Annotated in this window: 37 protein-coding genes; 1 reads left to right on the forward strand and 36 read right to left on the reverse strand. The window is 38.3% G+C overall.

All coding sequences use genetic code 11. The features are described 5' to 3' along the window. Positions 1-46: 46 nt before the first annotated feature. From OC25_RS09995 to OC25_RS10155, 34 genes are all read right to left on the reverse strand, one after another. The gene (locus OC25_RS09995; RefSeq protein ID WP_025145205.1) at positions 47-1,039 is read right to left on the reverse strand and encodes a DNA-directed RNA polymerase subunit alpha; all 993 of its coding nucleotides are present in this window, start codon (positions 1,037-1,039) and stop codon (positions 47-49) included. A gap of 85 nt (positions 1,040-1,124) precedes the next feature. Next, positions 1,125-1,733 (reverse strand): 30S ribosomal protein S4, encoded by a 609-nt coding sequence (gene rpsD, locus OC25_RS10000; protein WP_039475172.1) that lies wholly within the window; start codon positions 1,731-1,733, stop codon positions 1,125-1,127. Between the two features lie 62 nt (positions 1,734-1,795). Continuing rightward, positions 1,796-2,185: a 30S ribosomal protein S11 gene (gene rpsK, locus OC25_RS10005; RefSeq protein ID WP_039475175.1), complete on the reverse strand. Its 390-nt coding sequence runs from the start codon at positions 2,183-2,185 to the stop codon at positions 1,796-1,798. Positions 2,186-2,336: 151 nt separating this feature from the next. After that, positions 2,337-2,714 (reverse strand): 30S ribosomal protein S13, encoded by a 378-nt coding sequence (gene rpsM / locus OC25_RS10010; protein ID WP_010599886.1) that lies wholly within the window; start codon positions 2,712-2,714, stop codon positions 2,337-2,339. A 70-nt stretch (positions 2,715-2,784) separates the two neighbouring features. Further along, a complete protein-coding gene (gene rpmJ, locus OC25_RS27320) occupies positions 2,785-2,901 on the reverse strand; it encodes a 50S ribosomal protein L36 (RefSeq protein ID WP_010599887.1) in 117 nt (38 codons plus the stop codon). A 1-nt stretch (position 2,902) separates the two neighbouring features. Further along, complete coding sequence (gene infA / locus OC25_RS10015) at positions 2,903-3,121, reverse strand: translation initiation factor IF-1 (protein WP_010599888.1); 219 nt, start codon at positions 3,119-3,121, stop codon at positions 2,903-2,905. 71 nt (positions 3,122-3,192) lie between these two features. Beyond that, the gene (gene map, locus OC25_RS10020) at positions 3,193-3,978 is read right to left on the reverse strand and encodes a type I methionyl aminopeptidase (protein WP_039475178.1); all 786 of its coding nucleotides are present in this window, start codon (positions 3,976-3,978) and stop codon (positions 3,193-3,195) included. A gap of 8 nt (positions 3,979-3,986) precedes the next feature. Then, positions 3,987-5,327, reverse strand: coding sequence for a preprotein translocase subunit SecY (secY, locus tag OC25_RS10025; protein ID WP_039475179.1), 1,341 nt, complete (start codon positions 5,325-5,327; stop codon positions 3,987-3,989). A 7-nt stretch (positions 5,328-5,334) separates the two neighbouring features. Next, positions 5,335-5,781: a 50S ribosomal protein L15 gene (gene rplO / locus OC25_RS10030; RefSeq protein WP_039475451.1), complete on the reverse strand. Its 447-nt coding sequence runs from the start codon at positions 5,779-5,781 to the stop codon at positions 5,335-5,337. A 105-nt stretch (positions 5,782-5,886) separates the two neighbouring features. Next, positions 5,887-6,066, reverse strand: coding sequence for a 50S ribosomal protein L30 (gene rpmD, locus OC25_RS10035; RefSeq protein ID WP_039475181.1), 180 nt, complete (start codon positions 6,064-6,066; stop codon positions 5,887-5,889). Positions 6,067-6,070: 4 nt separating this feature from the next. Beyond that, complete coding sequence (rpsE, locus tag OC25_RS10040; protein WP_039475184.1) at positions 6,071-6,589, reverse strand: 30S ribosomal protein S5; 519 nt, start codon at positions 6,587-6,589, stop codon at positions 6,071-6,073. A 17-nt stretch (positions 6,590-6,606) separates the two neighbouring features. Then, positions 6,607-6,960, reverse strand: coding sequence for a 50S ribosomal protein L18 (gene rplR / locus OC25_RS10045; protein WP_039475186.1), 354 nt, complete (start codon positions 6,958-6,960; stop codon positions 6,607-6,609). Between the two features lie 5 nt (positions 6,961-6,965). After that, positions 6,966-7,523, reverse strand: a complete 558-nt coding sequence (gene rplF, locus OC25_RS10050) for a 50S ribosomal protein L6 (protein ID WP_039475188.1) — start codon at positions 7,521-7,523, stop codon at positions 6,966-6,968. Positions 7,524-7,542: 19 nt separating this feature from the next. Continuing rightward, positions 7,543-7,941 carry a 30S ribosomal protein S8 gene (gene rpsH, locus OC25_RS10055; RefSeq protein WP_039475190.1) on the reverse strand — a complete coding sequence of 133 codons (399 nt, stop codon included), beginning with the start codon at positions 7,939-7,941 and terminating at the stop codon, positions 7,543-7,545. 152 nt (positions 7,942-8,093) lie between these two features. After that, the gene (gene rpsN, locus OC25_RS10060) at positions 8,094-8,363 is read right to left on the reverse strand and encodes a 30S ribosomal protein S14 (protein ID WP_039475193.1); all 270 of its coding nucleotides are present in this window, start codon (positions 8,361-8,363) and stop codon (positions 8,094-8,096) included. Then, positions 8,363-8,929 carry a 50S ribosomal protein L5 gene (gene rplE, locus OC25_RS10065; RefSeq protein WP_086003386.1) on the reverse strand — a complete coding sequence of 189 codons (567 nt, stop codon included), beginning with the start codon at positions 8,927-8,929 and terminating at the stop codon, positions 8,363-8,365. The genes rpsN and rplE overlap by 1 nt, the downstream gene beginning before the upstream one ends. Then, on the reverse strand, positions 8,926-9,264 hold the full coding sequence (gene rplX / locus OC25_RS10070; protein WP_039475195.1) for a 50S ribosomal protein L24: 339 nt from the start codon (positions 9,262-9,264) through the stop codon (positions 8,926-8,928). Before rplX ends, rplE begins: the two co-directional genes overlap by 4 nt. A gap of 1 nt (position 9,265) precedes the next feature. Next, the gene (rplN, locus tag OC25_RS10075) at positions 9,266-9,634 is read right to left on the reverse strand and encodes a 50S ribosomal protein L14 (protein WP_008244575.1); all 369 of its coding nucleotides are present in this window, start codon (positions 9,632-9,634) and stop codon (positions 9,266-9,268) included. 1 nt (position 9,635) lies between these two features. Then, positions 9,636-9,890 carry a 30S ribosomal protein S17 gene (gene rpsQ / locus OC25_RS10080; RefSeq protein ID WP_010599901.1) on the reverse strand — a complete coding sequence of 85 codons (255 nt, stop codon included), beginning with the start codon at positions 9,888-9,890 and terminating at the stop codon, positions 9,636-9,638. Positions 9,891-9,903: 13 nt separating this feature from the next. After that, positions 9,904-10,116 (reverse strand): 50S ribosomal protein L29, encoded by a 213-nt coding sequence (gene rpmC / locus OC25_RS10085; protein WP_039475207.1) that lies wholly within the window; start codon positions 10,114-10,116, stop codon positions 9,904-9,906. A gap of 72 nt (positions 10,117-10,188) precedes the next feature. Then, complete coding sequence (gene rplP / locus OC25_RS10090; protein WP_010599903.1) at positions 10,189-10,611, reverse strand: 50S ribosomal protein L16; 423 nt, start codon at positions 10,609-10,611, stop codon at positions 10,189-10,191. Positions 10,612-10,651: 40 nt separating this feature from the next. Then, positions 10,652-11,488, reverse strand: a complete 837-nt coding sequence (rpsC, locus tag OC25_RS10095; RefSeq protein WP_039475210.1) for a 30S ribosomal protein S3 — start codon at positions 11,486-11,488, stop codon at positions 10,652-10,654. Positions 11,489-11,495: 7 nt separating this feature from the next. Beyond that, entirely contained in the window at positions 11,496-11,858 is a 363-nt protein-coding gene (gene rplV, locus OC25_RS10100) for a 50S ribosomal protein L22 (RefSeq protein ID WP_039475213.1), read from the reverse strand. A 7-nt stretch (positions 11,859-11,865) separates the two neighbouring features. Then, positions 11,866-12,132 carry a 30S ribosomal protein S19 gene (rpsS, locus tag OC25_RS10105; RefSeq protein WP_010599906.1) on the reverse strand — a complete coding sequence of 89 codons (267 nt, stop codon included), beginning with the start codon at positions 12,130-12,132 and terminating at the stop codon, positions 11,866-11,868. Further along, complete coding sequence (rplB, locus tag OC25_RS10110) at positions 12,132-12,956, reverse strand: 50S ribosomal protein L2 (protein WP_039475216.1); 825 nt, start codon at positions 12,954-12,956, stop codon at positions 12,132-12,134. Before rplB ends, rpsS begins: the two co-directional genes overlap by 1 nt. A gap of 20 nt (positions 12,957-12,976) precedes the next feature. After that, on the reverse strand, positions 12,977-13,267 hold the full coding sequence (gene rplW, locus OC25_RS10115; protein ID WP_025145221.1) for a 50S ribosomal protein L23: 291 nt from the start codon (positions 13,265-13,267) through the stop codon (positions 12,977-12,979). Between the two features lies 1 nt (position 13,268). Continuing rightward, positions 13,269-13,898 carry a 50S ribosomal protein L4 gene (rplD, locus tag OC25_RS10120; protein ID WP_039475219.1) on the reverse strand — a complete coding sequence of 210 codons (630 nt, stop codon included), beginning with the start codon at positions 13,896-13,898 and terminating at the stop codon, positions 13,269-13,271. 4 nt (positions 13,899-13,902) lie between these two features. Next, complete coding sequence (rplC, locus tag OC25_RS10125) at positions 13,903-14,520, reverse strand: 50S ribosomal protein L3 (RefSeq protein WP_039475454.1); 618 nt, start codon at positions 14,518-14,520, stop codon at positions 13,903-13,905. 172 nt (positions 14,521-14,692) lie between these two features. Next, positions 14,693-15,088, reverse strand: a complete 396-nt coding sequence (locus OC25_RS10130; protein WP_039475223.1) for a DUF1634 domain-containing protein — start codon at positions 15,086-15,088, stop codon at positions 14,693-14,695. After that, a complete protein-coding gene (locus tag OC25_RS10135; RefSeq protein ID WP_039475227.1) occupies positions 15,088-15,921 on the reverse strand; it encodes a sulfite exporter TauE/SafE family protein in 834 nt (277 codons plus the stop codon). The genes OC25_RS10130 and OC25_RS10135 overlap by 1 nt, the downstream gene beginning before the upstream one ends. A gap of 107 nt (positions 15,922-16,028) precedes the next feature. Beyond that, positions 16,029-16,319 (reverse strand): type II toxin-antitoxin system RelE/ParE family toxin, encoded by a 291-nt coding sequence (locus tag OC25_RS10140; RefSeq protein WP_039475229.1) that lies wholly within the window; start codon positions 16,317-16,319, stop codon positions 16,029-16,031. Continuing rightward, positions 16,313-16,519, reverse strand: a complete 207-nt coding sequence (locus tag OC25_RS10145) for a hypothetical protein (protein WP_039475232.1) — start codon at positions 16,517-16,519, stop codon at positions 16,313-16,315. The genes OC25_RS10140 and OC25_RS10145 overlap by 7 nt, the downstream gene beginning before the upstream one ends. A 121-nt stretch (positions 16,520-16,640) precedes the next feature. Next, entirely contained in the window at positions 16,641-16,952 is a 312-nt protein-coding gene (locus OC25_RS10150; protein ID WP_039475236.1) for a hypothetical protein, read from the reverse strand. 60 nt (positions 16,953-17,012) lie between these two features. Next, entirely contained in the window at positions 17,013-18,269 is a 1,257-nt protein-coding gene (locus OC25_RS10155) for a prephenate dehydrogenase (protein ID WP_039475239.1), read from the reverse strand. A gap of 171 nt (positions 18,270-18,440) precedes the next feature. Here OC25_RS10155 and OC25_RS10160 point away from each other — a divergent pair, with 171 nt between their 5' ends. Beyond that, the gene (locus tag OC25_RS10160; protein ID WP_039475242.1) at positions 18,441-19,052 is read left to right on the forward strand and encodes a hypothetical protein; all 612 of its coding nucleotides are present in this window, start codon (positions 18,441-18,443) and stop codon (positions 19,050-19,052) included. Positions 19,053-19,335: 283 nt separating this feature from the next. On the opposite strand, the gene OC25_RS10165 is transcribed toward OC25_RS10160, so the two are convergent. Both OC25_RS10165 and OC25_RS10170 read right to left on the reverse strand, forming a co-directional pair. Further along, complete coding sequence (locus tag OC25_RS10165; RefSeq protein WP_082018568.1) at positions 19,336-20,223, reverse strand: PorP/SprF family type IX secretion system membrane protein; 888 nt, start codon at positions 20,221-20,223, stop codon at positions 19,336-19,338. 4 nt (positions 20,224-20,227) lie between these two features. After that, positions 20,228-20,731 carry a T9SS type B sorting domain-containing protein gene (locus OC25_RS10170; RefSeq protein ID WP_039475245.1) on the reverse strand — a complete coding sequence of 168 codons (504 nt, stop codon included), beginning with the start codon at positions 20,729-20,731 and terminating at the stop codon, positions 20,228-20,230. Position 20,732: the final 1 nt, after the last annotated feature.

Below are 20,732 nucleotides of genomic sequence, written 5' to 3' on the forward strand. Positions count from 1 at the left end.
ATTATTTTATTCAACGCTTAGCGCTAAGCGCATGGCGCCATGCTTTTTATTCTTCGTCTAATTTAAATTTAGACAGGTTCATACCAAATGATAAACCTTTTGATTTTACAAGTTCCTGAATCTCTGTTAAAGATTTTTTACCGAAGTTTCTGAATTTTAACATATCAGCAACATCGTAAGAAACTAAATCAGCTAAAGTACGGATATCAGCAGCTTTTAAGCAATTTAATGCTCTAACTGATAAGTCCATATCTACCAATTCAGTTTTAAGGATTTTACGCATGTGTAAAATTTCCTCGTCAACTTCTTTAGTTTCTTCTTTAGCCTGAGATTCTAATACTAAATTCTCATCAGAGAATAGCATAAAGTGTTGGATAAGGATCTTAGCCGCTTCTTTTAATGCTTCTTCAGGATGAATTGAACCGTCAGTAGAGATATCCAATACTAATTTTTCATAATCCGTTTTTTGCTCAACACGAAAGTTTTCGATCGTGTATTTTACATTTTTCATCGGAGTATAAATCGAATCGATCGCAATAACACCTACAACAGCATCAGCAACTTTATTTTCTTCAGCAGGTACATAACCACGTCCTTTATTGATGGTTAATTCCACTTCCAAAGTAACAGATTTATCCATGTTGCAGATTACGTGCTCAGGGTTTAAAACTGTAAAGTTGTTAGAGAATTTAGTGATATCACCAGCTTTGAACTGATCCTGACCATTAACGATGATGAAAACTTTTTCAGAATCACCTGAATCGCCTGTTTTCTTAAAACGAACTTGTTTTAAGTTCAAGATGATATCAGTTAAATCTTCTACAACACCTTTCATGGTAGAAAACTCGTGAGAAACGCCTGAAAAACGAATAGTAGTAATAGCATAACCTTCTAACGAAGAAAGTAAAATTCTTCTTAAGGCATTACCAATTGTTACACCGAAACCGGGCTCTAAAGGACGAAATTCAAATGTGCCATCGAAATCAGTTGATTTCTGCATGATCACTTTGTCAGGTTTCTGAAATGCTAAAATTGCCATTTATAATTTTTTAAATTCGTTATTGAATATATAGTAACAAGAAAAAAGTTAATTACCCTTTTGAGGTAATTAACTAGCTTATTTATTACTTTGAGTACAACTCGATGATTAAGTTTTCCTTGATGTTTTCAGGAATCTCATCACGTTGAGGGTAAGTTAAGAATTTACCGGTTAATTCACCAGCGTTCCACTCTAACCATGCGAACTTGTTAATTGTTCTGCCTGCAACTGAGTTACTAATTGATTCTAATGATTTAGATTTTTCACGAACAGCAACCACATCACCAGCTTTTAACTGATATGAAGGGATATTTACAACTTCACCATTCACGGTTACGTGTTTATGGCTAACTAACTGGCGTGCACCAGAACGGGTTGTTGCAATACCTAAACGGTATACTGTGTTATCTAAACGTGCTTCTAATAACTGAAGTAAGTTATCACCGGTAATACCAGCACGAGAAGATGCTTTTTTAAACAAGTTACTGAACTGCTTTTCTAATACACCATAAGTATATTTTACTTTTTGTTTCTCCATTAACTGGATTGCATACTCAGATTGTTTTCCTCTTCTTTTAGACACACCGTGTTGTCCAGGAGGATAATTTTTTCTGTCTAACACCTTATCAGGACCGAAGATTGGTTCTCTGAATTTACGGGCGATTTTTGATTTTGGGCCTGTATATCTTGCCATTTTTTTTCTGTTTTTAAAGTATCATCCAACCTGTAGCTGGAGATTCTTAGCTTTAAAATTAATTAAACTCTTCTCTTTTTAGGAGGACGACATCCGTTGTGAGGAAGTGGAGTAATATCTTTGATAGATGTTACTTCAAGACCTGCTACCTGTAAAGTTCTGATTGCAGATTCGCGACCTGAACCCGGACCTTTTACAAATACTTCAACTTTACGTAAACCTAAGTCAAACGCAACTTTACCGCAATCTGAAGCTGCTTGACCAGCTGCATAAGGCGTGTTCTTTTTAGAACCTTTAAAGCCCATTTTACCAGCAGAAGACCATGAAATAGTCTGTCCGTTGTTGTTTGTTAAGGTAACGATGATGTTGTTGAAAGTAGCATTGATATGCGCCTGACCAACAGGCTCAATTACAACGATACGTTTTTTTGTTACTTTTTTACTTTTAGCCATTTTCTTGTATTAGATGCTAGATATGAGAATTGAGATATGAGAATTGCTCTACCTCGGTACTTTATATCTAATTATTATCTTTAATCCAGATTGAGTAGAGTTAAAGATATGGTCTCATATCTAAAATCTCATATCTCATATCTATCAATTTCTATTTAGTAGCTTTTTTCTTGTTAGCAACTGTTTTTCTCTTACCCTTACGAGTACGTGAGTTGTTTTTAGTACGCTGACCACGAGAAGGTAAACCTTTTCTGTGACGTAAACCACGGTAACAACCGATATCCATTAAACGTTTGATGTTTAACTGAACCTCTGAGCGTAAAGCACCTTCTACTTTAATCTCATCGTTAATCATAGTACGGATTGCCGATAACTCATCATCAGACCAGTCTTGTACTTTTTTGTTTAAATCGATTCCTGCAGTAGTTAAAATACGTTGTGCAGTTGTTCTACCGATACCATAGATATAGGTTAAACCGATCTCTCCTCTTTTGTTTCTTGGTAAATCAATACCTGAAATCCTTGCCATATTTATTGTTGTTTTGAAGTAATCCCGAACGGCGGGCCACCGTTGTACGGTAAATTACAATATTTTCTAATTACCCTTGACGTTGCTTGTATTTAGGATTTTTCTTGTTGATAACGTAAAGTTTACCTTTACGGCGAATAATCTTGCAATCAGCGCTACGTTTTTTAATTGATGATCTAACTTTCATTTTATTTGTATCTATAAGTGATGCGACCTTTTGTTAAATCATACGGCGACATCTCTAGTTTCACTTTATCACCAGGAAGAATTTTGATGTAGTGCATCCGCATCTTTCCTGAAATGTGCGCAATAATTTCATGTCCATTTTCGAGTTCAACTCTGAACATCGCATTAGACAATGCTTCTCTTATTACTCCGTCTTGTTCAATTGAGGCTTGTTTAGCCATATTTTATTGATTGTTACTTAATTAGCTGCTTCTAAACAGGGTTGCAAAATTAAATAAAAAATTTTAATTATTTATTTTTTTTGTTGTAAAACTTCTTCTATAATAGAAAACGTCGATAAAACATCTGCTTTGCCCTTTTTTATAGCCACTGTGTGTTCAAAATGTGCCGATGGCTTATTGTCTTTACTCGTTACTGTCCATCCGTCTTTATGGAATTTAACACCGGCAACGCCTGCATTAATCATGGGCTCAATTGCAATCACCATTCCTTCTTCAAGTTTTGGTCCTGCCCCACGCTTTCCATAATTGGGAACTTCTGGTTTCTCATGAAGCTTTACACCTACGCCATGTCCAACCAGTTCTCTTACTACACCAAATCCGTTAGTTTCTGCATGTTGCTGAACTGCAAAAGCGATATCACCGATCCGCATGCCAGCTACTGCTTTTTCAATGCCTAACTCCAGGCAACGCTTGGTAACTTCAACCAGTTTTTGTTTTTCAGCATCAACCTCCCCTATAGAGAAAGTATAAGCCGAATCGCCAAAATAATTGTTTTTAATTACGCCGCAGTCAACCGAAATTAAATCTCCTTCCTGTATTACATATTCGCCCGGAAAACCGTGAACAACCTGTTCATTTGGCGAAATACACAATGAGTAAGGGAAACCATTGTAGTTTAAAAATGCAGGAATTGCTCCGTGATCACCAATAAACTCATAAGCTAACTTATCTAACTGAATAGTAGTCATGCCTGCTTTTATCACCTTAGCCACTTCGGCTAAAGTTTTAGAAACAAGCATGGAACTTTCTCTTATTAACTCGATCTCTTCAAGAGACTTGTAATAAATTTTAGACATCCTTTACACTACAACGCAGCGTTGCTACTTGCAGCAGGTACACCTGTTCTGCCAGTAACCCTACCGGTTTTCATTAAACCATCATAATGACGCATCAATAAATAGCTTTCGATTTGTTGTAAGGTATCCAAAACAACACCAACCAAAATCAATAAAGATGTACCACCAAAGAAGTGAGCAAACTCTTGTTTAATACCGAACTTAACCGCAATAGATGGCAAAATAGCAATGATCGCTAAAAATACTGCACCTGGGAAAGTGATTTTAGAAATTACATCATCAATGAAAGTTGATGTTGCTAAACCCGGTTTAATACCTGGGATAAAACCACCGTTTTTCTTCATATCATCGCTCATTTGAGTTGGGTTAACTGTAATGGCAGTATAGAAGAAAGTAAAGGCAATAATTAAAAATGCGAACGTTAAGCTATAAGCCAACGATGTAGTGTTGCTAAACTGAATTAACCAAGAACCTTGTAATGAAGGAACAAATTGCATAATTGCACCTGGAATGAACATTAACGCCTGAGCAAAAATGATTGGCATAACACCGGCAGCATTAACCTTTAACGGAATATACTGACGAACACCACCAAACTGGCGGTTACCCACAATTTTCTTAGCGTATTGTACAGGCACTTTACGTACACCCTGAACAATTAAAATGGTGAACATTACAACTGCAAATAAGGCAACAATTTCTAAAACTAATGCTACCGGACCTCCACCTTCACTTGACGAACCCACACGTGCACTAAACTCCTGAGAAATTGCAACAGGTAAACGGGCAATGATACCAACCATAATGATTAGTGAGGTACCGTTACCAATTCCTTTATCAGTAATTTTTTCACCTAACCACATTACAAATAAGGTACCTGCCGTTAATACAAACGTAGATAACACCAGGAATAAAGTGTTTGGTAATAAAATAGCTTCTGCCGGAACCTGTGTTTTAACATAACCAACAGACTGAACGATTGTGATCGCTACCGTTAGGTAACGGGTAATCTGGTTCATTTTTTTTCTACCACTTTCGCCTTCTTTCTGCATTTTTTGGAAAGAAGGAACAGCAATACCCAATAGTTGCACCACAATTGATGCAGAGATATAAGGCATTACCCCCAACGCCAAAATAGACACACGAGAGAAAGAACCTCCGGCAAACATATCCAGTAAGCCTAAAAGTCCTGATTTTTCGTTATTGCCTAAAGCAGTTGCATCTACACCTGGTAAAACCACGTGAGAAACGAAACGGTATACCAAAAGAATTAAGAGCGTAAACAATATACGCTCTTTTAATTCCTGAATTTTCCAGATATTACTTAAAGTAGTAAATAGCTTCTTCATTTAATAATTACAATTTTACAATAGAACCACCTGCAGCTTCAATAGCTTTTTGTGCGGTTGCAGAAAACGCATGTGCTGTAACTTCTAATTTTGCTTTCACTTCACCACGACCTAAGATTTTAACCAAGTCGTTTTTTGAAGCTAAACCATGCGCCTGGAGAGCGGCGAAATCGATAGTTGTTAAGCTGAATTTTTCAGCTAAGTTTTGTAATACGTCTAAGTTTACACCAACGTATTCAGTACGGTTGATTGGTTTGAAACCAACTTTAGGCACACGACGTTGTAAAGGCATTTGACCACCTTCGAAACCGATTTTGGTTGAGTGACCTGAACGAGAACCCGCACCTTTGTGACCACGAGTTGAAGTACCGCCACGACCTGAACCTGTACCACGACCAATTCTTTTGCTGTTTTTTGTAGAACCTTTTGCAGGTTTTAAATTACTTAAATTCATTTTTTTGAATTTGTGTTGCCCTTCGCTTTCACTAAACAGGTACAACGATTAAACATATATAAAGGTAATACGGATTTTACCCCATATTACCTTTAACTTTTTTTATTAGATTGCTTCGATAGCTACCAGGTGATTCACTTTACGAATCATACCGATAATTTGCGGTGTAGCTTCAACCTCAACACTTTGGTTCAATTTAGATAAACCCAAAGCCTGAACGGTTCTTTTTTGGCGCTCGCTTCTGTCGATAACGCTTTTTACTTGTGTTATTTTGATCTTAGCCATGATATTATCCGTTAAATACTTTGTTTAAATCGATACCACGGGTTTGAGCTACTGTATAAGCGTCGCGCATTTTAGTTAATGCATCAACAGTTGCTTTTACCACGTTGTGTGGGTTAGATGAACCTTTAGATTTTGCCAATACGTTGTGTACACCGGCACTCTCTAATACAGCACGCATCGCACCACCTGCAATTACTCCGGTACCTACTGCAGCTGGTTTGATTAATACAAAACCACCTGAGAATTTACCGATTTGCTCGTGAGGAACAGTACCGTTTAAAATTGGAACTTTTACCAAGTTCTTTTTGGCATCATCCACACCTTTTGCAATAGCTTCAGTTACCTCTTTCGCTTTACCTAAACCGAAACCTACAATACCGTTTTCATCACCTACAACAACAATTGCCGAGAAGCTGAAAGTACGGCCACCTTTGGTTACTTTGGCAACACGTTGTATACTAACCAAACGATCCTTTAATTCGATATCGGTGGTTTTTACTCTTTTTATATTAATAGTTGACATCTTACTTTTTCTTCAGATTAAAATACTAAACCAGCTTCGCGGGCACCCTCTGCCAACGATTTTACACGACCGTGGTATAAATAGCCATTTCTATCGAAAACAACTTGTTTAACACCAGCAGCAATTGCTTTTTCAGCAACTAATTTACCTACTGCAACTGATTGGTCGCTTTTGCTTCCTGTACCTGCAAAATCTTTTGATAATGATGATGCCGAAGCAATTGTTGTACCGGTTACGTCGTTAATTACCTGCGCATAAATCCCTTTATTGCTTCTAAATACAGATAACCTTGGACGCTCTTCCGAACCGGTAAGTCTTTTTCTGATCCCTTTTTTAATACGATCTCTTCTTGATAATTTTTTACCTGCCATGATTACTATTTTTTAGATGCTGATTTACCTGCTTTTCTTCTTAACACTTCACCCACAAACTTGATACCTTTACCTTTGTATGGCTCTGGTGCACGTAACGAACGGATTTTCGCTGCTACCTGACCAATCAATTGTTTGTCGATACTCTCTAAAATGATTTTAGGAGTCTGACCTTTTTCTGATTGCGTAGTTACTTTAATCTCTGCTGGTAACTGGAATACATAGTGGTGAGAATAACCTAAAACCAGGTCTAATGTATTACCCTGGTTTGTAGCACGGTAACCAACACCCACTAATTCTTGAGTTAATGTATAACCTGCTGTAACACCAACAACCATGTTGTTAAGCAAAGAGCGGTATAAACCGTGTAATGCTTTGTGTTTCTTTTGATCTGATGGACGTTGAACTGTTAAAATTCCATCTTCCTGACTTACAGTGATATCTTTATCAACTGCTTGTGATAATTCACCTTTAGGGCCTTTTACAGTTACAACGTTATCGTTAGATACTGTAATGGTTACACCTGCAGGGATTGTAATTGGGGCTTTTCCTATTCTTGACATTGTGTTGTTCTCCTAAATATTAATAAACGTGACACAATACCTCACCACCAATGTTTAATTTGGCTGCTTCTTTATCGGTCATTACACCTTTTGAAGTAGATAAGATTGCGATACCTAAACCGTTTAATACTCTTGGCATATTTTCAACGCCTGCATACTGTCTCAAACCTGGTTTACTTACTCGCACTAATGTACGAATAGCAGGAACTTTAGTAATCGGATTGTATTTCAAAGCAATTTTAATGGTGCCTTGAACTGTAGTATCTTCAAACTTATAGTTCGCGATGTAACCTTTATCAAAAAGTACTTTAGTGATTTCCTTTTTAAGGTTTGATGCAGGAATTTCTACAACTCTGTGGTTGGCCTTAATGGCATTCCTTACTCTTGTTAAATAATCTGCTATTGGATCTGTATTCATTATTTATTGTTTTTGATAGTGGTTTCCTTCTGCTACCCAGCTGTGGGACCTGCTATCGGTTAAAATTCTTTTTCTAGTAATAAGACATAAGTATCAGGTATCAAGAAACCATTCCGTCTTGATACCTGATACTCTGTACCTGATACTTTATATTACCAAGATGCTTTTTTAACACCTGGTATTTTACCGTCTAGTGCCATTTCGCGGAATGTTACCCTTGAAATACCAAAGGTACGCATATATCCACGAGGACGACCAGTTAATTTACAACGGTTGTGTAAACGTACCGGAGATGAGTTCTTTGGTAATTTATCCAAACCCTCGAAATCTCCTGCAGCTTTTAATGCTGCACGTTTTTCAGCGTATCTAGCTACCAATTTTTGGCGCTTAACTTCGCGTGCTTTTACACCTTCTTTTGCCATTATTCTGCTGTTTTTTGATTTTTAAATGGTAATCCGAATTGTTTCAATAACTCAAGTGCTTCAACGTCAGATTTTGCCGAAGTTACGAAAGTTATATCCATCCCTAAAATTTTATTGATTTTATCTATATTAATCTCAGGAAAGATGATTTGTTCAGTAACACCTAAAGTGTAGTTACCTTTACCATCGAAACCTTTATCGTTAATACCTTTGAAATCACGGATACGTGGCAAAGCAACAGAGATCAAACGATCAAGGAACTCGTACATGTTGTTATCACGTAATGTTACGCGTACACCAACCGGCATACCTTTACGTAATTTAAAGTTAGAGATATCCTTTTTTGATTGTGCCGGAACCGCTTGCTGACCAGTAATGGTAGTCAACTCAACGATTGTAGTATCCATAATCTTTTTATCAGTAACAGAAAAACGACCTACACCCTGATTGATACAGATTTTTTCCAATTTAGGAACCTGCATAACAGTTTTGTACTGAAATTTCTCTTTTAATGCATTTACAACTTCTTCTTTGTATTTGCTTTTTAATCTAGGTGTAGCCATTATTTAATCTCCTCCCCTGAAATTTTAGCAACTCTAACGATTTTACCATCAGCGTTTAGTTTACGACCAACGCGGGTAGTTTTACCAGATTTTGGATCAACCAACATCAAGTTAGAAATGTGAAGAGCAGCCTCTTTTTTAATAATACCACCGTTAGGATTTGCAGCATTTGGTTTAGTGTGTTTAGCAACTAAGTTGATGCCTTCTACAATGGCTCTGTTTTTATCTGTTTGTACTGAAAGTACTTTTCCTTGTTGACCTTTTGAATCGCCAGCAATTACTTTAACTAAATCTCCAGTGCGGATTTTAAGTTTTGGTGTATTTACTTTGTTTCCCATTTTATAATACCTCCGGTGCTAATGATACGATTTTCATGAATTGTTTTTCACGTAGTTCTCTCGCAACCGGGCCAAAGATACGTGTACCTCTTGGCTCATCCTGTGCGTTCAATAATACAGCCGCATTATCGTCAAAACGGATATAAGAACCATCTTTACGACGGATTTCTTTTTTAGTTCTTACAACAACTGCTTTAGAAACTGTACCTTTTTTAATGTTACCCGAAGGTAAAGCGCTTTTTACGGTAACAACTATTTTATCACCAATTGAAGCATAACGTTTGCCGGTTCCACCTAACACACGAATTACCAATACTTCTTTCGCGCCGCTGTTATCAGCAACGTTTAATCTCGATTCCTGTTGTACCATCTTATTTAGCCCTCTCTAAAATTTGTACCAATCTCCAGTTCTTGTTTTTACTCAAAGGACGAGTTTCCATAATCAATACGGTATCGCCGATACCGCATTCGTTTTTCTCGTCGTGAGCCATAAATTTGGTAGTTTTCTTTACGAACTTACCATAAATCGGGTGTTTCACTTTACGCTCCACGCTCACCACAACAGATTTATCCATCTTGTTGCTTACCACTAACCCGGTTCTTGTTTTTCTTAATTGTCTTTCCATGTCGACTCTCAAATTATTTGGTTTCAGTAGCTGACTCGCTGTTTTTCACTTTAGTCAACTGAGTGTTTAAACGGGCTATGTCTTTCCTTACTTTTGCAATACGCGAAGGATTTTCGATAGCTGAAATAGTGTGAGCGAACTTCAATTTTGATAAGTTCTCTTTTTCTTCCGCAATCTTAGCTACTAATTCTTCTTTTGAAAGCCCTGTGATTTCTGAATTTTTCATTTTTCTTTTCTTTTACGTTGAGTGTAGCGGTTATAATAAACAAGTATTTACAACATTCACCTCAACACTTTACTATGCTTCTACGTAATCTCTACGTACTACGAATTTGGTTTGGATTGGTAATTTCTGAGCTGCTAAACGTAATGCTTCTTTAGCAACTTCTAAAGGCACACCTTCAGCTTCGAAAATTACACGTCCAGGTCTTACAACTGCTACCCAATACTCAGGAGCACCTTTACCTTTACCCATACGTACCTCAGCAGGTTTTTTAGTTACCGGTTTGTCAGGGAAAATTCTGATCCATACCTGGCCTTCACGTTTCATGAAACGTGTTACCGCAATACGGGCAGCCTCTATCTGGCGACTTGTGATCCAAGTTGCTTCTAAAGATTTGATACCGAAAGATCCGAATGCTAATTCAGCTCCACGAGAAGCTAAACCCTTCATTCTGCCTTTTTGCATCTTCCTGAACTTCGTTCTTTTTGGCTGTAACATTTTATTTTGTTCTAATCGTTAAACGATGTTAATAAATCAATTATTTACGAGGACCTCTGTTAGCGCCTGCGCCACCACCTCTGTTTGCACCACCTTGACCTGGGCGACCGCCTTGGTTTCCACCACGTCTGTCGTTACCGCCACGGTTATCTCTTCCACCACCTCTGTTATCTCTTCCACCGAATGCTGGTTTCTCTGACTGGCCTTTTGGACCGTTGTTTGTCGAACCGATGTTTGGAGACAAATCACGTTTTCCATAAACCTCACCTTTACAGATCCATACTTTAATACCGATTTTACCGTAAGTGGTTAAAGCTTCAGCTAAAGCATAGTCGATATCAGCACGCAAGGTATGTAAAGGCACTCTTCCTTCTTTGTACTGCTCAGTACGTGCCATCTCAGCACCACCTAAACGACCAGAAGTCATGATTTTGATACCTTCAGCACCCATACGCATAGTTGATGCGATAGAAGATTTCATTGCTCTACGGAATGAGATCCTTGCTTCTAATTGTTTTGCAACACCTTCTGCAACTAATTGTGCATCAAGTTCAGGGCGTTTAATCTCAAAGATGTTAATTTGAATTTCCTTTTTAGTTAATTTCTTTAACTCTTCTTTGATTTTATCAACCTCAGCACCTGCTTTACCGATTACGATACCCGGACGAGCTGTGTGGATAGTTACAGTGATACGTTTTAAGGTACGCTCAATAACTACTTTTGCAACACCGCCTTTAGCGATACGGGCAGAAAGGTATTTTCTTATTTTCTCATCTTCAACTAATTTATCGGAGTAGTTGTTGCCACCGAACCAGTTAGAATCCCATCCTTTGATAATTCCTAATCTGGCACCTATTGGATTTGCTTTTTGTCCCATTTCCTAATTAGTTTTGAGTTGTTTCTGTGTTTTTACTATCTACAATCAGCGTAACGTGGTTAGAACGTTTGCGAATTCTATATCCACGGCCTTGAGGAGCTGGACGTAAGCGTTTTAACTGACGGCCACCATCAACCATAATTGTTTTAACAAAAAGTTGACTTTCTTCAGGGCGGGCACCTTCATTTTTAGCTTCCCAGTTTTTGATAGCAGATAATAATAATTTCTCAACTTTTATTGCTGCTTCCTTGTTGGTAAACTTTAAAATGCTTAATGCTTTCTCTACACGTTCACCTCTGATAAGATCTACAACCAAACGCATCTTACGCGGTGAGGTTGGACAATTGTTTAATTTTGCTATTGCTTCCATTGTCTAATTATTTTTTCTTTTCAGCGTGTCCTCTGAATGTTCTGGTTGGAGCAAATTCTCCCAACTTGTGACCAACCATGTTTTCTGTTACGTACACAGGAATAAATTTATTACCATTGTGTACTGCAAATGTATGATTAACGAAATCTGGTGAAATCATTGATCTGCGAGACCAAGTTTTGATTACAGACTTTTTGCCTGAATCATTCATAGAGTTTACTTTTTTCTCTACGTTATGGTCAATATAAGGTCCTTTTTTTATCGAACGAGCCATTATTTCTTCCTTCTCTCTATGATGTAACGATTAGAATATTTTTTAAGTTCTCTGGTTTTGTAGCCTTTAGCTAAAACGCCATTTCTTGAACGTGGGTGACCACCTGATGATCTACCTTCACCACCACCCATTGGGTGATCAACTGGGTTCATCGCTACCGGTCTAGTTCTCGGACGACGGCCCAACCAACGTTTACGACCTGCTTTACCTAATACTTCGTTTGCGTGATCTGAGTTAGATACCGCACCGATTGTAGCTAAACAAGTAACTAAAATTAAACGGGTTTCGCCTGAAGGCATTTTTAAAGTAGCATATTTACCATCGCGGGCAGCTAATTGTGCGTAAGCACCTGCACTACGAGCCAATTGTGCTCCTTTTCCAGGGTGAATCTCCACGTTGTGGATGATAGAACCTAATGGAATGTTTGATAATTTTAAAGTGTTACCTACTTCTGGAGCTGCAGTATCGCCCGATAATAATACCGAACCAACTTGCAATCCTTCAGGAGCAATGATATAACGCTTCTCGCCATCAGCATAGTTTAACAATGCGATGCGGGCAGTACGGTTTGGATCGTATTCTACAGTAGCAACTGTAGCAGGAATATCGAATTTATCGCGTTTGAAGTCGATAATACGATAAGATTTTTTGTGACCACCACCGATATAGCGCATAGTCATCTTACCTGTATTGTTACGTCCACCAGACTTTTTTGATGATACAACCAATGATTTTTCGGGCTTGGTTGCTGTAATCTCCGTAAAGCTAGCACCAACTCTGAAGCGGGTACCTGGAGTAACTGGTTTAAATTTTCTTAAGCCCATAGTTATAATGAATTATTAAATTAAAGAGTTGCGTAATAATCTATTGTTTCGCCGTCTTTTAACGTTACGATTGCTTTTTTGTATTTCGGGCTACGGCCAGATACAAAACCTGCTTTAGTGTAACGAGATTTAGCTTTTCCATCAACAACCATGGTGTTAACTGCAACGATGGTTACACCGTACAATTTCTCAATAGCTGCTTTGATCTGGATTTTGTTAGCCTTGTGGTTAACGCTAAAAGTGAAACGGTTAGATTTCTCAGTTAAAGCTGAAGCTTTTTCGGTTAATATTGGTTTTTTTAAAATTTCCATATTACTTGGCAAATGCCTCCTCCAAAGTTTTAACAGAATCAGCAGTTAACACAAGTACTCCAGCGTTTAATACATCATAAGTATTCAAATCTGAAGCTGCAATTACTTTAGTTTTCTGAACGTTTCTGCTTGATAAATAGATATTATTATTTTGTGCAGGTAAAACCAACAAAGTTTTTTGAGTATCTACTTTTAAAGCAGCCAATAAACTTGTAAAGTTTTTAGTTTTAATGGTATCGAAGCTGAAATCTTCTAAAACTACCACGTTGTTATCTTTTGCTTTATAAGCTAAAGCCGATTTACGTGCTAATGATTTTAATTTCTTGTTCAATTTAAAACTGTAATCACGTGGCTGAGGACCGAAAACACGACCACCACCGTTAAATAACGGAGATTTAATGCTACCAGCACGGGCACCACCTGTACCTTTTTGTTTGTATAGTTTACGGGTCGAACCAGCAATCTCATTACGTTGTTTAGATTTGTGAGTACCTTGACGTTGGTTAGCCAAATACTGTTTAACATCTAAATAAATCGCGTGGTCGTTAGGCTCGATACCAAATACCGATTCAGGAAGTTGCACCTTGGCACCTGTTTCTTTACCTGAAATGTTTAATACTTTAACTTCCATCTGATTATTTGTCTAAGATTACGTAAGAACCTTTAGCTCCTGGAATGGAACCACTAACTACTAATAAGTTTTGCTCAGCGTAAACTTTCAAAACCTGTAAGTTTTGAATTTTCACTCTGTCTCCACCTGTTCTTCCTGCCATGCGCATTCCTTTGAATACACGTGATGGGAATGATGATGCTCCCAATGAACCTGGGGCACGTAAACGGTTATGCTGACCGTGAGTCTGCATACCAACACCGGCAAATCCGTGGCGCTTTACAACACCTTGAAAACCTTTACCTTTTGAGGTACCTACAACATCAACAAAATCGCCTTCTGCAAATGCATCTACAGTTACAACATCACCTAAGTTAAGTGCAGTTGTAAATGAGTTGAATTCTACCAGCTTGCGTTTTGGAGTTGTGTTTGCTTTCGCGAAATGGCCTTTTAACGGTTGAGATGTGTTTTTCTCTTTTTTCTCATCGTATCCTAACTGAACAGCTGAATACCCGTCTTTTTCTTCGGTCTTTACTTGTGTAACTACACAAGGCCCAGCTTCGATTACAGTACAAGGAATGTTTCTTCCTTCTGCATCGAAAATACTGGTCATTCCTACTTTTTTTCCAATAATTCCTGACATTTTATCTTTTCTTTTTAACACCCATCGAAGCAGTAGGGCTTCGTTCAAGGTGGTTGTACATCCCCCGAAAGGGACGGCAAAGATAGACAAGAATTATTAATTTTCAAATAGTTAGCGAAATATTTTTTCAAATAAATTGCTGATATGATGCGATTTAACTTTAAAAGTAGTGTTAATGTGCTAAACCACCATTTAAACTGATGGTTATAATCGCCAAAATGATAAATCCGATCAGCACGTAGAGGTAATCACGCTCAACCAAAAAGCTAAAAATGGCGAACACAATCCGGGCTATTGGCGTGAATATCAGCATCAATATGCCGAACTGTACTACCGCGTCGCCCTGTAAAGTAAGCACACCTTTAAATATGGCTGAGATAGAAGAGAATTTGGCCAGCTCGGGTTTAAAAACTTTATAATCGGTAATAACACCTTTGTTATGGATCAGGAAAATTACCCCACCAACAAGTACAATACCCATCGAAATAATTACGCCTGCACGCAAAAGCGTACCCAGTATCAACTGAATATCTTTATCCTTTATATTTTCTTTATTGGCTAAATTCATTACAATCCGCTTATTCCTTTATAAATCATCTGCAACGCCAGGAACGCAACAACTACAGCAAATACAATTTTAAGCTTATCGGTTTTGGTTTTCAATAAAACTTTCGAGCCCACAGTAGCACCGGTTAAAACCCCAATACAAACCGGCATGGCTATCCCCGGATCTATCTGACCGCGGTGCAGATAAACCACTGCACTCGCTGCTGCCGTAACCCCCATCATAAAATTGCTGGTAGTAGTAGATACTTTAAAAGGAAGGCGCATAATATTATCCATGGCAATTACTTTTAAAGCCCCGCTCCCAATTCCAAGCAAGCCCGATAAGGTTCCGGCAAAAAGCATCATAAAGAAACCACCTGGAATATGTTTTACGGCATAAGGATGATCTTCGCCCCTATCGGGATAAGAGCCGTTGAGTTTAAAAAATCTGGCCCATTTATCGGTATCATCCAAAGTGGTATGGTCTACTTTCTTTTTGAGGGTCATGATGGCCGAAAAAATGAGAATACAACCGAACAGAATGGCAATATAGTTGGCATTTAAATAAACGGCCACAATTGCACCACAAATGGCACCTATTGTAGTGGCAATCTCTAAAAACATGCCGATACGGATATTGGTGATCCCTTCCTTCACATAAGCTGCCGCCGACCCTGATGAGGTAGCAATAACCGAAACAATAGAAGCACCAATGGCATAATGAATATCTACCCCCAGGGCAAGCGTAAGTAAAGGAATAATAATTACTCCCCCGCCCAGCCCTGTTAATGAGCCCAATAAACCGGCTAAAAAAGCTCCAGATAAAACAATAATGGTAAACAGCAATACCGACATGCGGGCAAATATAATGTACTGTTTTTGGGGAAACGAAGGATTAAAGGAATAAAATAAAGTCTATATGGTATATGGAATATGTAAAATGGGGGATGGAAAAAACTTTGTTAATAATTTAAAGGAGATTGACTGGTATGACGTAAACGCACTATTCGGATTTGATTTGAAGTAATTTTATACGAAATTCTGTAATGATATTTTTCAAATGCCCTCCAACTGCCATCATTGTTTATTTTATATTTATCAAGCGCGTACTTTTCAGGGTGTTGGCCAAGTGCAATGGTTAGATCGATAATTTCATCACGAACCATCGCTGCATACTTTAATGAATCTAAAGCAATGTAATCAAAAACTTTTTTTAGTTCCAATTTTGCTTTATGACTCCAAACAACTACCATTTACCGGCTTCGGTTTTCAATTGATCTGCGGAAATAAAATTACCTTTCTCTATTTCGGCATTTCCTTCGTCAAGGTCGGCATTATACTGCTCCAAGGTTTGAGGTTTGTCTATACTATAATTTAAACCCAAGGCATCCAAAACGGCCTTAACAGCCTTTTCAGTCTTTTTATCGTTGATGTTTACAGTTAGAGTTGTCATAATAATAAAGTTAATAAATTAAACACAGAATTGCCTGATGGTTTTAATCATCAAAAGCCGTTTTATTGTCAATTTGTTGTTTAAGCTTTAATTATGCTTCTATCGTTATTTTGTGACAACATTAAGCATCAAATTCTGCATAATAAATAACTCTATTCACGATATCCTTATCGGAATAATATTCATTTGCTTCTTTTAACCCCTCCCAAAAATCCTGAATGATAAACATTTCTAAAAAATAAGTATATCCAGGGCATTTTGAATTCGATATATGACCTACTTTCAGTTCCAATTCTTCTGGCGATAATTTTAAAACTACTGCTTCAGAAGATGATTGAAATTTATTATCAATTTTTTTCGCGAAAACCATATGAATTGACTCATCCACATCAACATATTCATTACAGTTTAAAATAACATCACTTAAATTCATGAACTATTAACAACAGGAAATAACATTTATAATTTTGGATTCACCATCATCCATTTTACATTACTTACCCAACCTTTTAATCATCTCTGCACTCAAATCCCTGCCATCATTCAGCCGGTTGGCGAAAAATGATTTAGCGGCTTCAAAATGTGCTTTATAACCATTAATATCCCCATAACCGATAATCGAGGCCCACTCATGCACCGCCGTATGAAATTCGAGGTCATCCCCACGGATAGATTTATCATACAATGCCGTTTGGATCGACTCTTCGAGCATTTCCTGGTTTTTGAAAAGATACTCGGCAATACCCAACCTTAATTTAAAAGGCGGGGTTTGGCAAATCAGGTTATCATACGGATTTACGCCCATTTTATACCAGGCATACACCATACTCAGTAGACTTAAATGCGAATTGGGTTTCTGTTTATGATCGGCATCCGAAAGACTGAATTCTTTCATGATGTTATCATCAAGCAGCAGCAGCTGGCGGCTTTCGTGAAAAACAAAATCGCGCGCAGCATAAATTTTCTCCCTGAACTCAACTTCATTTTCGCAGATCATGAGTTTATAAAGCTCAGACTCGGCCTGGGCATAATATTTTACCTGCTTTTGCGCATAAGGATTTAAGATGGCCAAACCGGCATAAATGTGCGATTTGTAGCTAAAAATCCGCAAGGTGGTTAAAATTTTTACGTTATCGATCCCTCCAGCATAGGCTGGATTATCCCAGGGAAAAAAACCAGCGTTCTTCCATGCTGAGCCCATGCTTTCGAAACCCATGTGCGTAACAGCTTGCGTATCGGCCACAATGCGGTCATGCTCACGGTAATCGTCCATCTCGATGATGTTCGATTTTAAAGATTGATAAACTTCCAATGCCCGGGCATAAACTTCGTCTGTAGCGCGGTGGCGCACCACTACCAGGGTTTGCCCCTCCGGACTAAAAGCCGGGCCATGCAAAGAATGGCATGTTACAATCTGGGTATCATGCGGAAGGTGTTTTTCAAAAGCTGCAATTTCGGGATGCTTAACCGATGTTTGGCCCGAAACAATTGCACCGTACTTGGTAGAGCGTGCAAAAGTAGCCACTACTTCATCAATTTTTTCGGCTTCAACGCAGTAAATTATAAAATCAGATTTGCGCGCGACCTCATGGCCATCAATTAAAACTTCAATTCCTTTAGGTTCAAGCTCATTTTTTAAATCCGAAAAACGCAAGGGCATATCGGCCCCACATACTTTATAACCAGCGTTTACAAACGATACAGCGTACAATTTGCCCATATCGCCTAAACCAATAATTCCTATTTGCATGAAACAAATGTAACCTATCGCAAATAATTTTATAATAAAACTTCGATAAAATTGTTATTTAACATGTTAAACACAAACATTTTTGTCTTTCATCCCTAAACTTCACATAAAATTATTACCCGGAAAATGGATAAAAATGTAGTTTTACACCATAACACCTATATTTAAACTATGCAAAAAATTAAACACACCCTACTGTTTTTAGGCGCCATGCTATTTCTAAATGCGGCATTTGCGCAAACTTTACCAGACACGACTAAGAATACCGACCCGTCCTTAAATGGCCAGTATCAGTTCATGTTAAAGAAATCTAAAAGCTTTAACGGCGCAAGGCTGATTAACCCCAACCGGTTATCATCTTTATGGAAAAGTGTTAACGATACGCTGAGAAAGGAGCGCAAGCAATTGCAGGAGGCCAGGCAGGAAATTAAAGCACAGGCCGGCAATATTTCGAGTTTAAAAGGCGAAGTAAGCGGAAAAGAAAGCTCGCTGGCTAATGCTACCGCTTCGGTTAATGAAATTAAGTTTTTAGGAATTTCTTTTGATAAGGGCACTTACAATACCATTGTTTGGACCATTATTATTGTGCTGGGCCTTGGTTTGGCATTTGTTATTTTCCAGTCGGGCAAATTAAGGCACGAAGCCAAATACCGTACAGAACTTTACCAGGAAGTGGCCGATGAATTTCAGGCGCATAAGGTAAAAGCCAAAGATAAAGAAATGAAGCTGGCCCGCGAGCTGCAGGATGAGCGCAATAAATGGGACGAAGGCCGCGGCCGATAGGCAAGCCAAAGGATTGAATTTTGAATGATTGATTATTCAGTCACTCAAAATTCAATCATTCAAAACATAGATCTCTCCATTTGCTACGCTCAGTCGAGATGACGATCTTTCTATTAAAAACTGTCACTTTCATTTGAAAAGCAGTGCTTGTGCTAATCAGTTGTACCAGCCCCGCCATTCGCTATTTCCGATGAAGGATCGGAACCGCTACTGTCTGGTTTATTTTACTCCAGGTAGTGCCTTGTAGGCTGCTAAACCCCATCACAAACCTAACGAACGATAGCTAATTCTTCAAGCTATACTTTAACCCTACCTCAAACTCTCCATTACTGTAATTCTGCATTTTTGAGGTATTGGTGGTGTATTGGAACAAAATCGAAAATTGATTCTTATAGTTGGCACCAAAACCTCCGGTAAAACTGTTGGTACTGTGGTATATGCCATTAAGCATTAATTTCTGATCTAAAAACTGAAGATTTACGCCTGCATCAAAAATACCATCGTAGTTCTGTACCCCGCGGTAAACCAGTTTGGGCTCAATGCTATTAATCAACTTATCGGTAGTAAATTTATAACCTGCAGCCAGGAAATAGATAGAGCGATCTACCACATTTCTGATCTGATCTCTTTTAAAAAACCTTTTCAGATTAGGCAAAGCACCCTGAATAGTGAGCTTATCATTACGGTATGCTACACCAAAATCGCCATCCAAATACAATCTGCGGTCGTTAAAACTATTCAGTACATCATCATCCAGGTCGCCTTTTACTTTGCCAAAATCTACCCACTCATTCATAATACCTGCCGAGAGACCGAAATCGATAAATTCGGTGCCCCCATTTAAAGGTAAATGGTAAGCATAGGTTACCGTTGCCCTTGTACGGTTAATAGCGCCTGCACCTTCGTTATAAAAAAGTATGCCCAGACCTACCTTATCATTTTGCAGACCATAATCGCCAGTTAAATATTGAATCCTGGGTCCGCCCTCTACTCCAGTCCACTGGGTCTTTAATGCTGCGTTAAGGTTCAACCCCTTTTCTATGCCTGCCATAGCCGGATTGGCTAAAAACTGGTTCTGATAATAAATACTGCCCATCGGGTTAAGCTGGGCTAATGCCGGTATTCCTAATAAAACCAACAGCCCTGTTATTATGCTTTTCCTGCTGCTCATGCCGTTACTTTTTATATAAAATAGAAATAAACCCTTTAACTGTACCTTCGCCACCTAAATCGAGGATGTAATAGTAGGTATCTTCGGCAAGCGCCGATCCGTTCACATAACCATCCCAGTTGTTTTTGTAGTTTACGGCAGAGTAAAGCATCCGCCCTCCCCTGTCAAAAATGGTAAGCTTGTGGTTTGGATATTTATCAAGGCCTTTAATAACAAAAAAATCGTTTTTGCCATCGCCGTTTGGCGTAAGAATGTTATTTACAATGCTTACTTCTGCCTGTGTATCGATAATTAAAAAGGGCTGCAAAAATCCTTGTGTTAAGCTGGTATTGCTCGCCTGAAAAGTTTGCACCAGGGTCATTTCGCCAATACTGAAGTCGTAGAGCTGGTTATTGATTTTACCTGAGCCACTGGCGGAATTAAGTACGTAAGGCAAACTCTGCGCCTTAACCTGAGCCCCAAAACAGAGCAATAGCAAAAAAACAAACAGGGAATATATCCTTTTCATC

Source organism: Pedobacter kyungheensis, from assembly GCF_000812965.1.
Classification (GTDB): Bacteria; Bacteroidota; Bacteroidia; order Sphingobacteriales; family Sphingobacteriaceae; genus Pedobacter; species Pedobacter kyungheensis.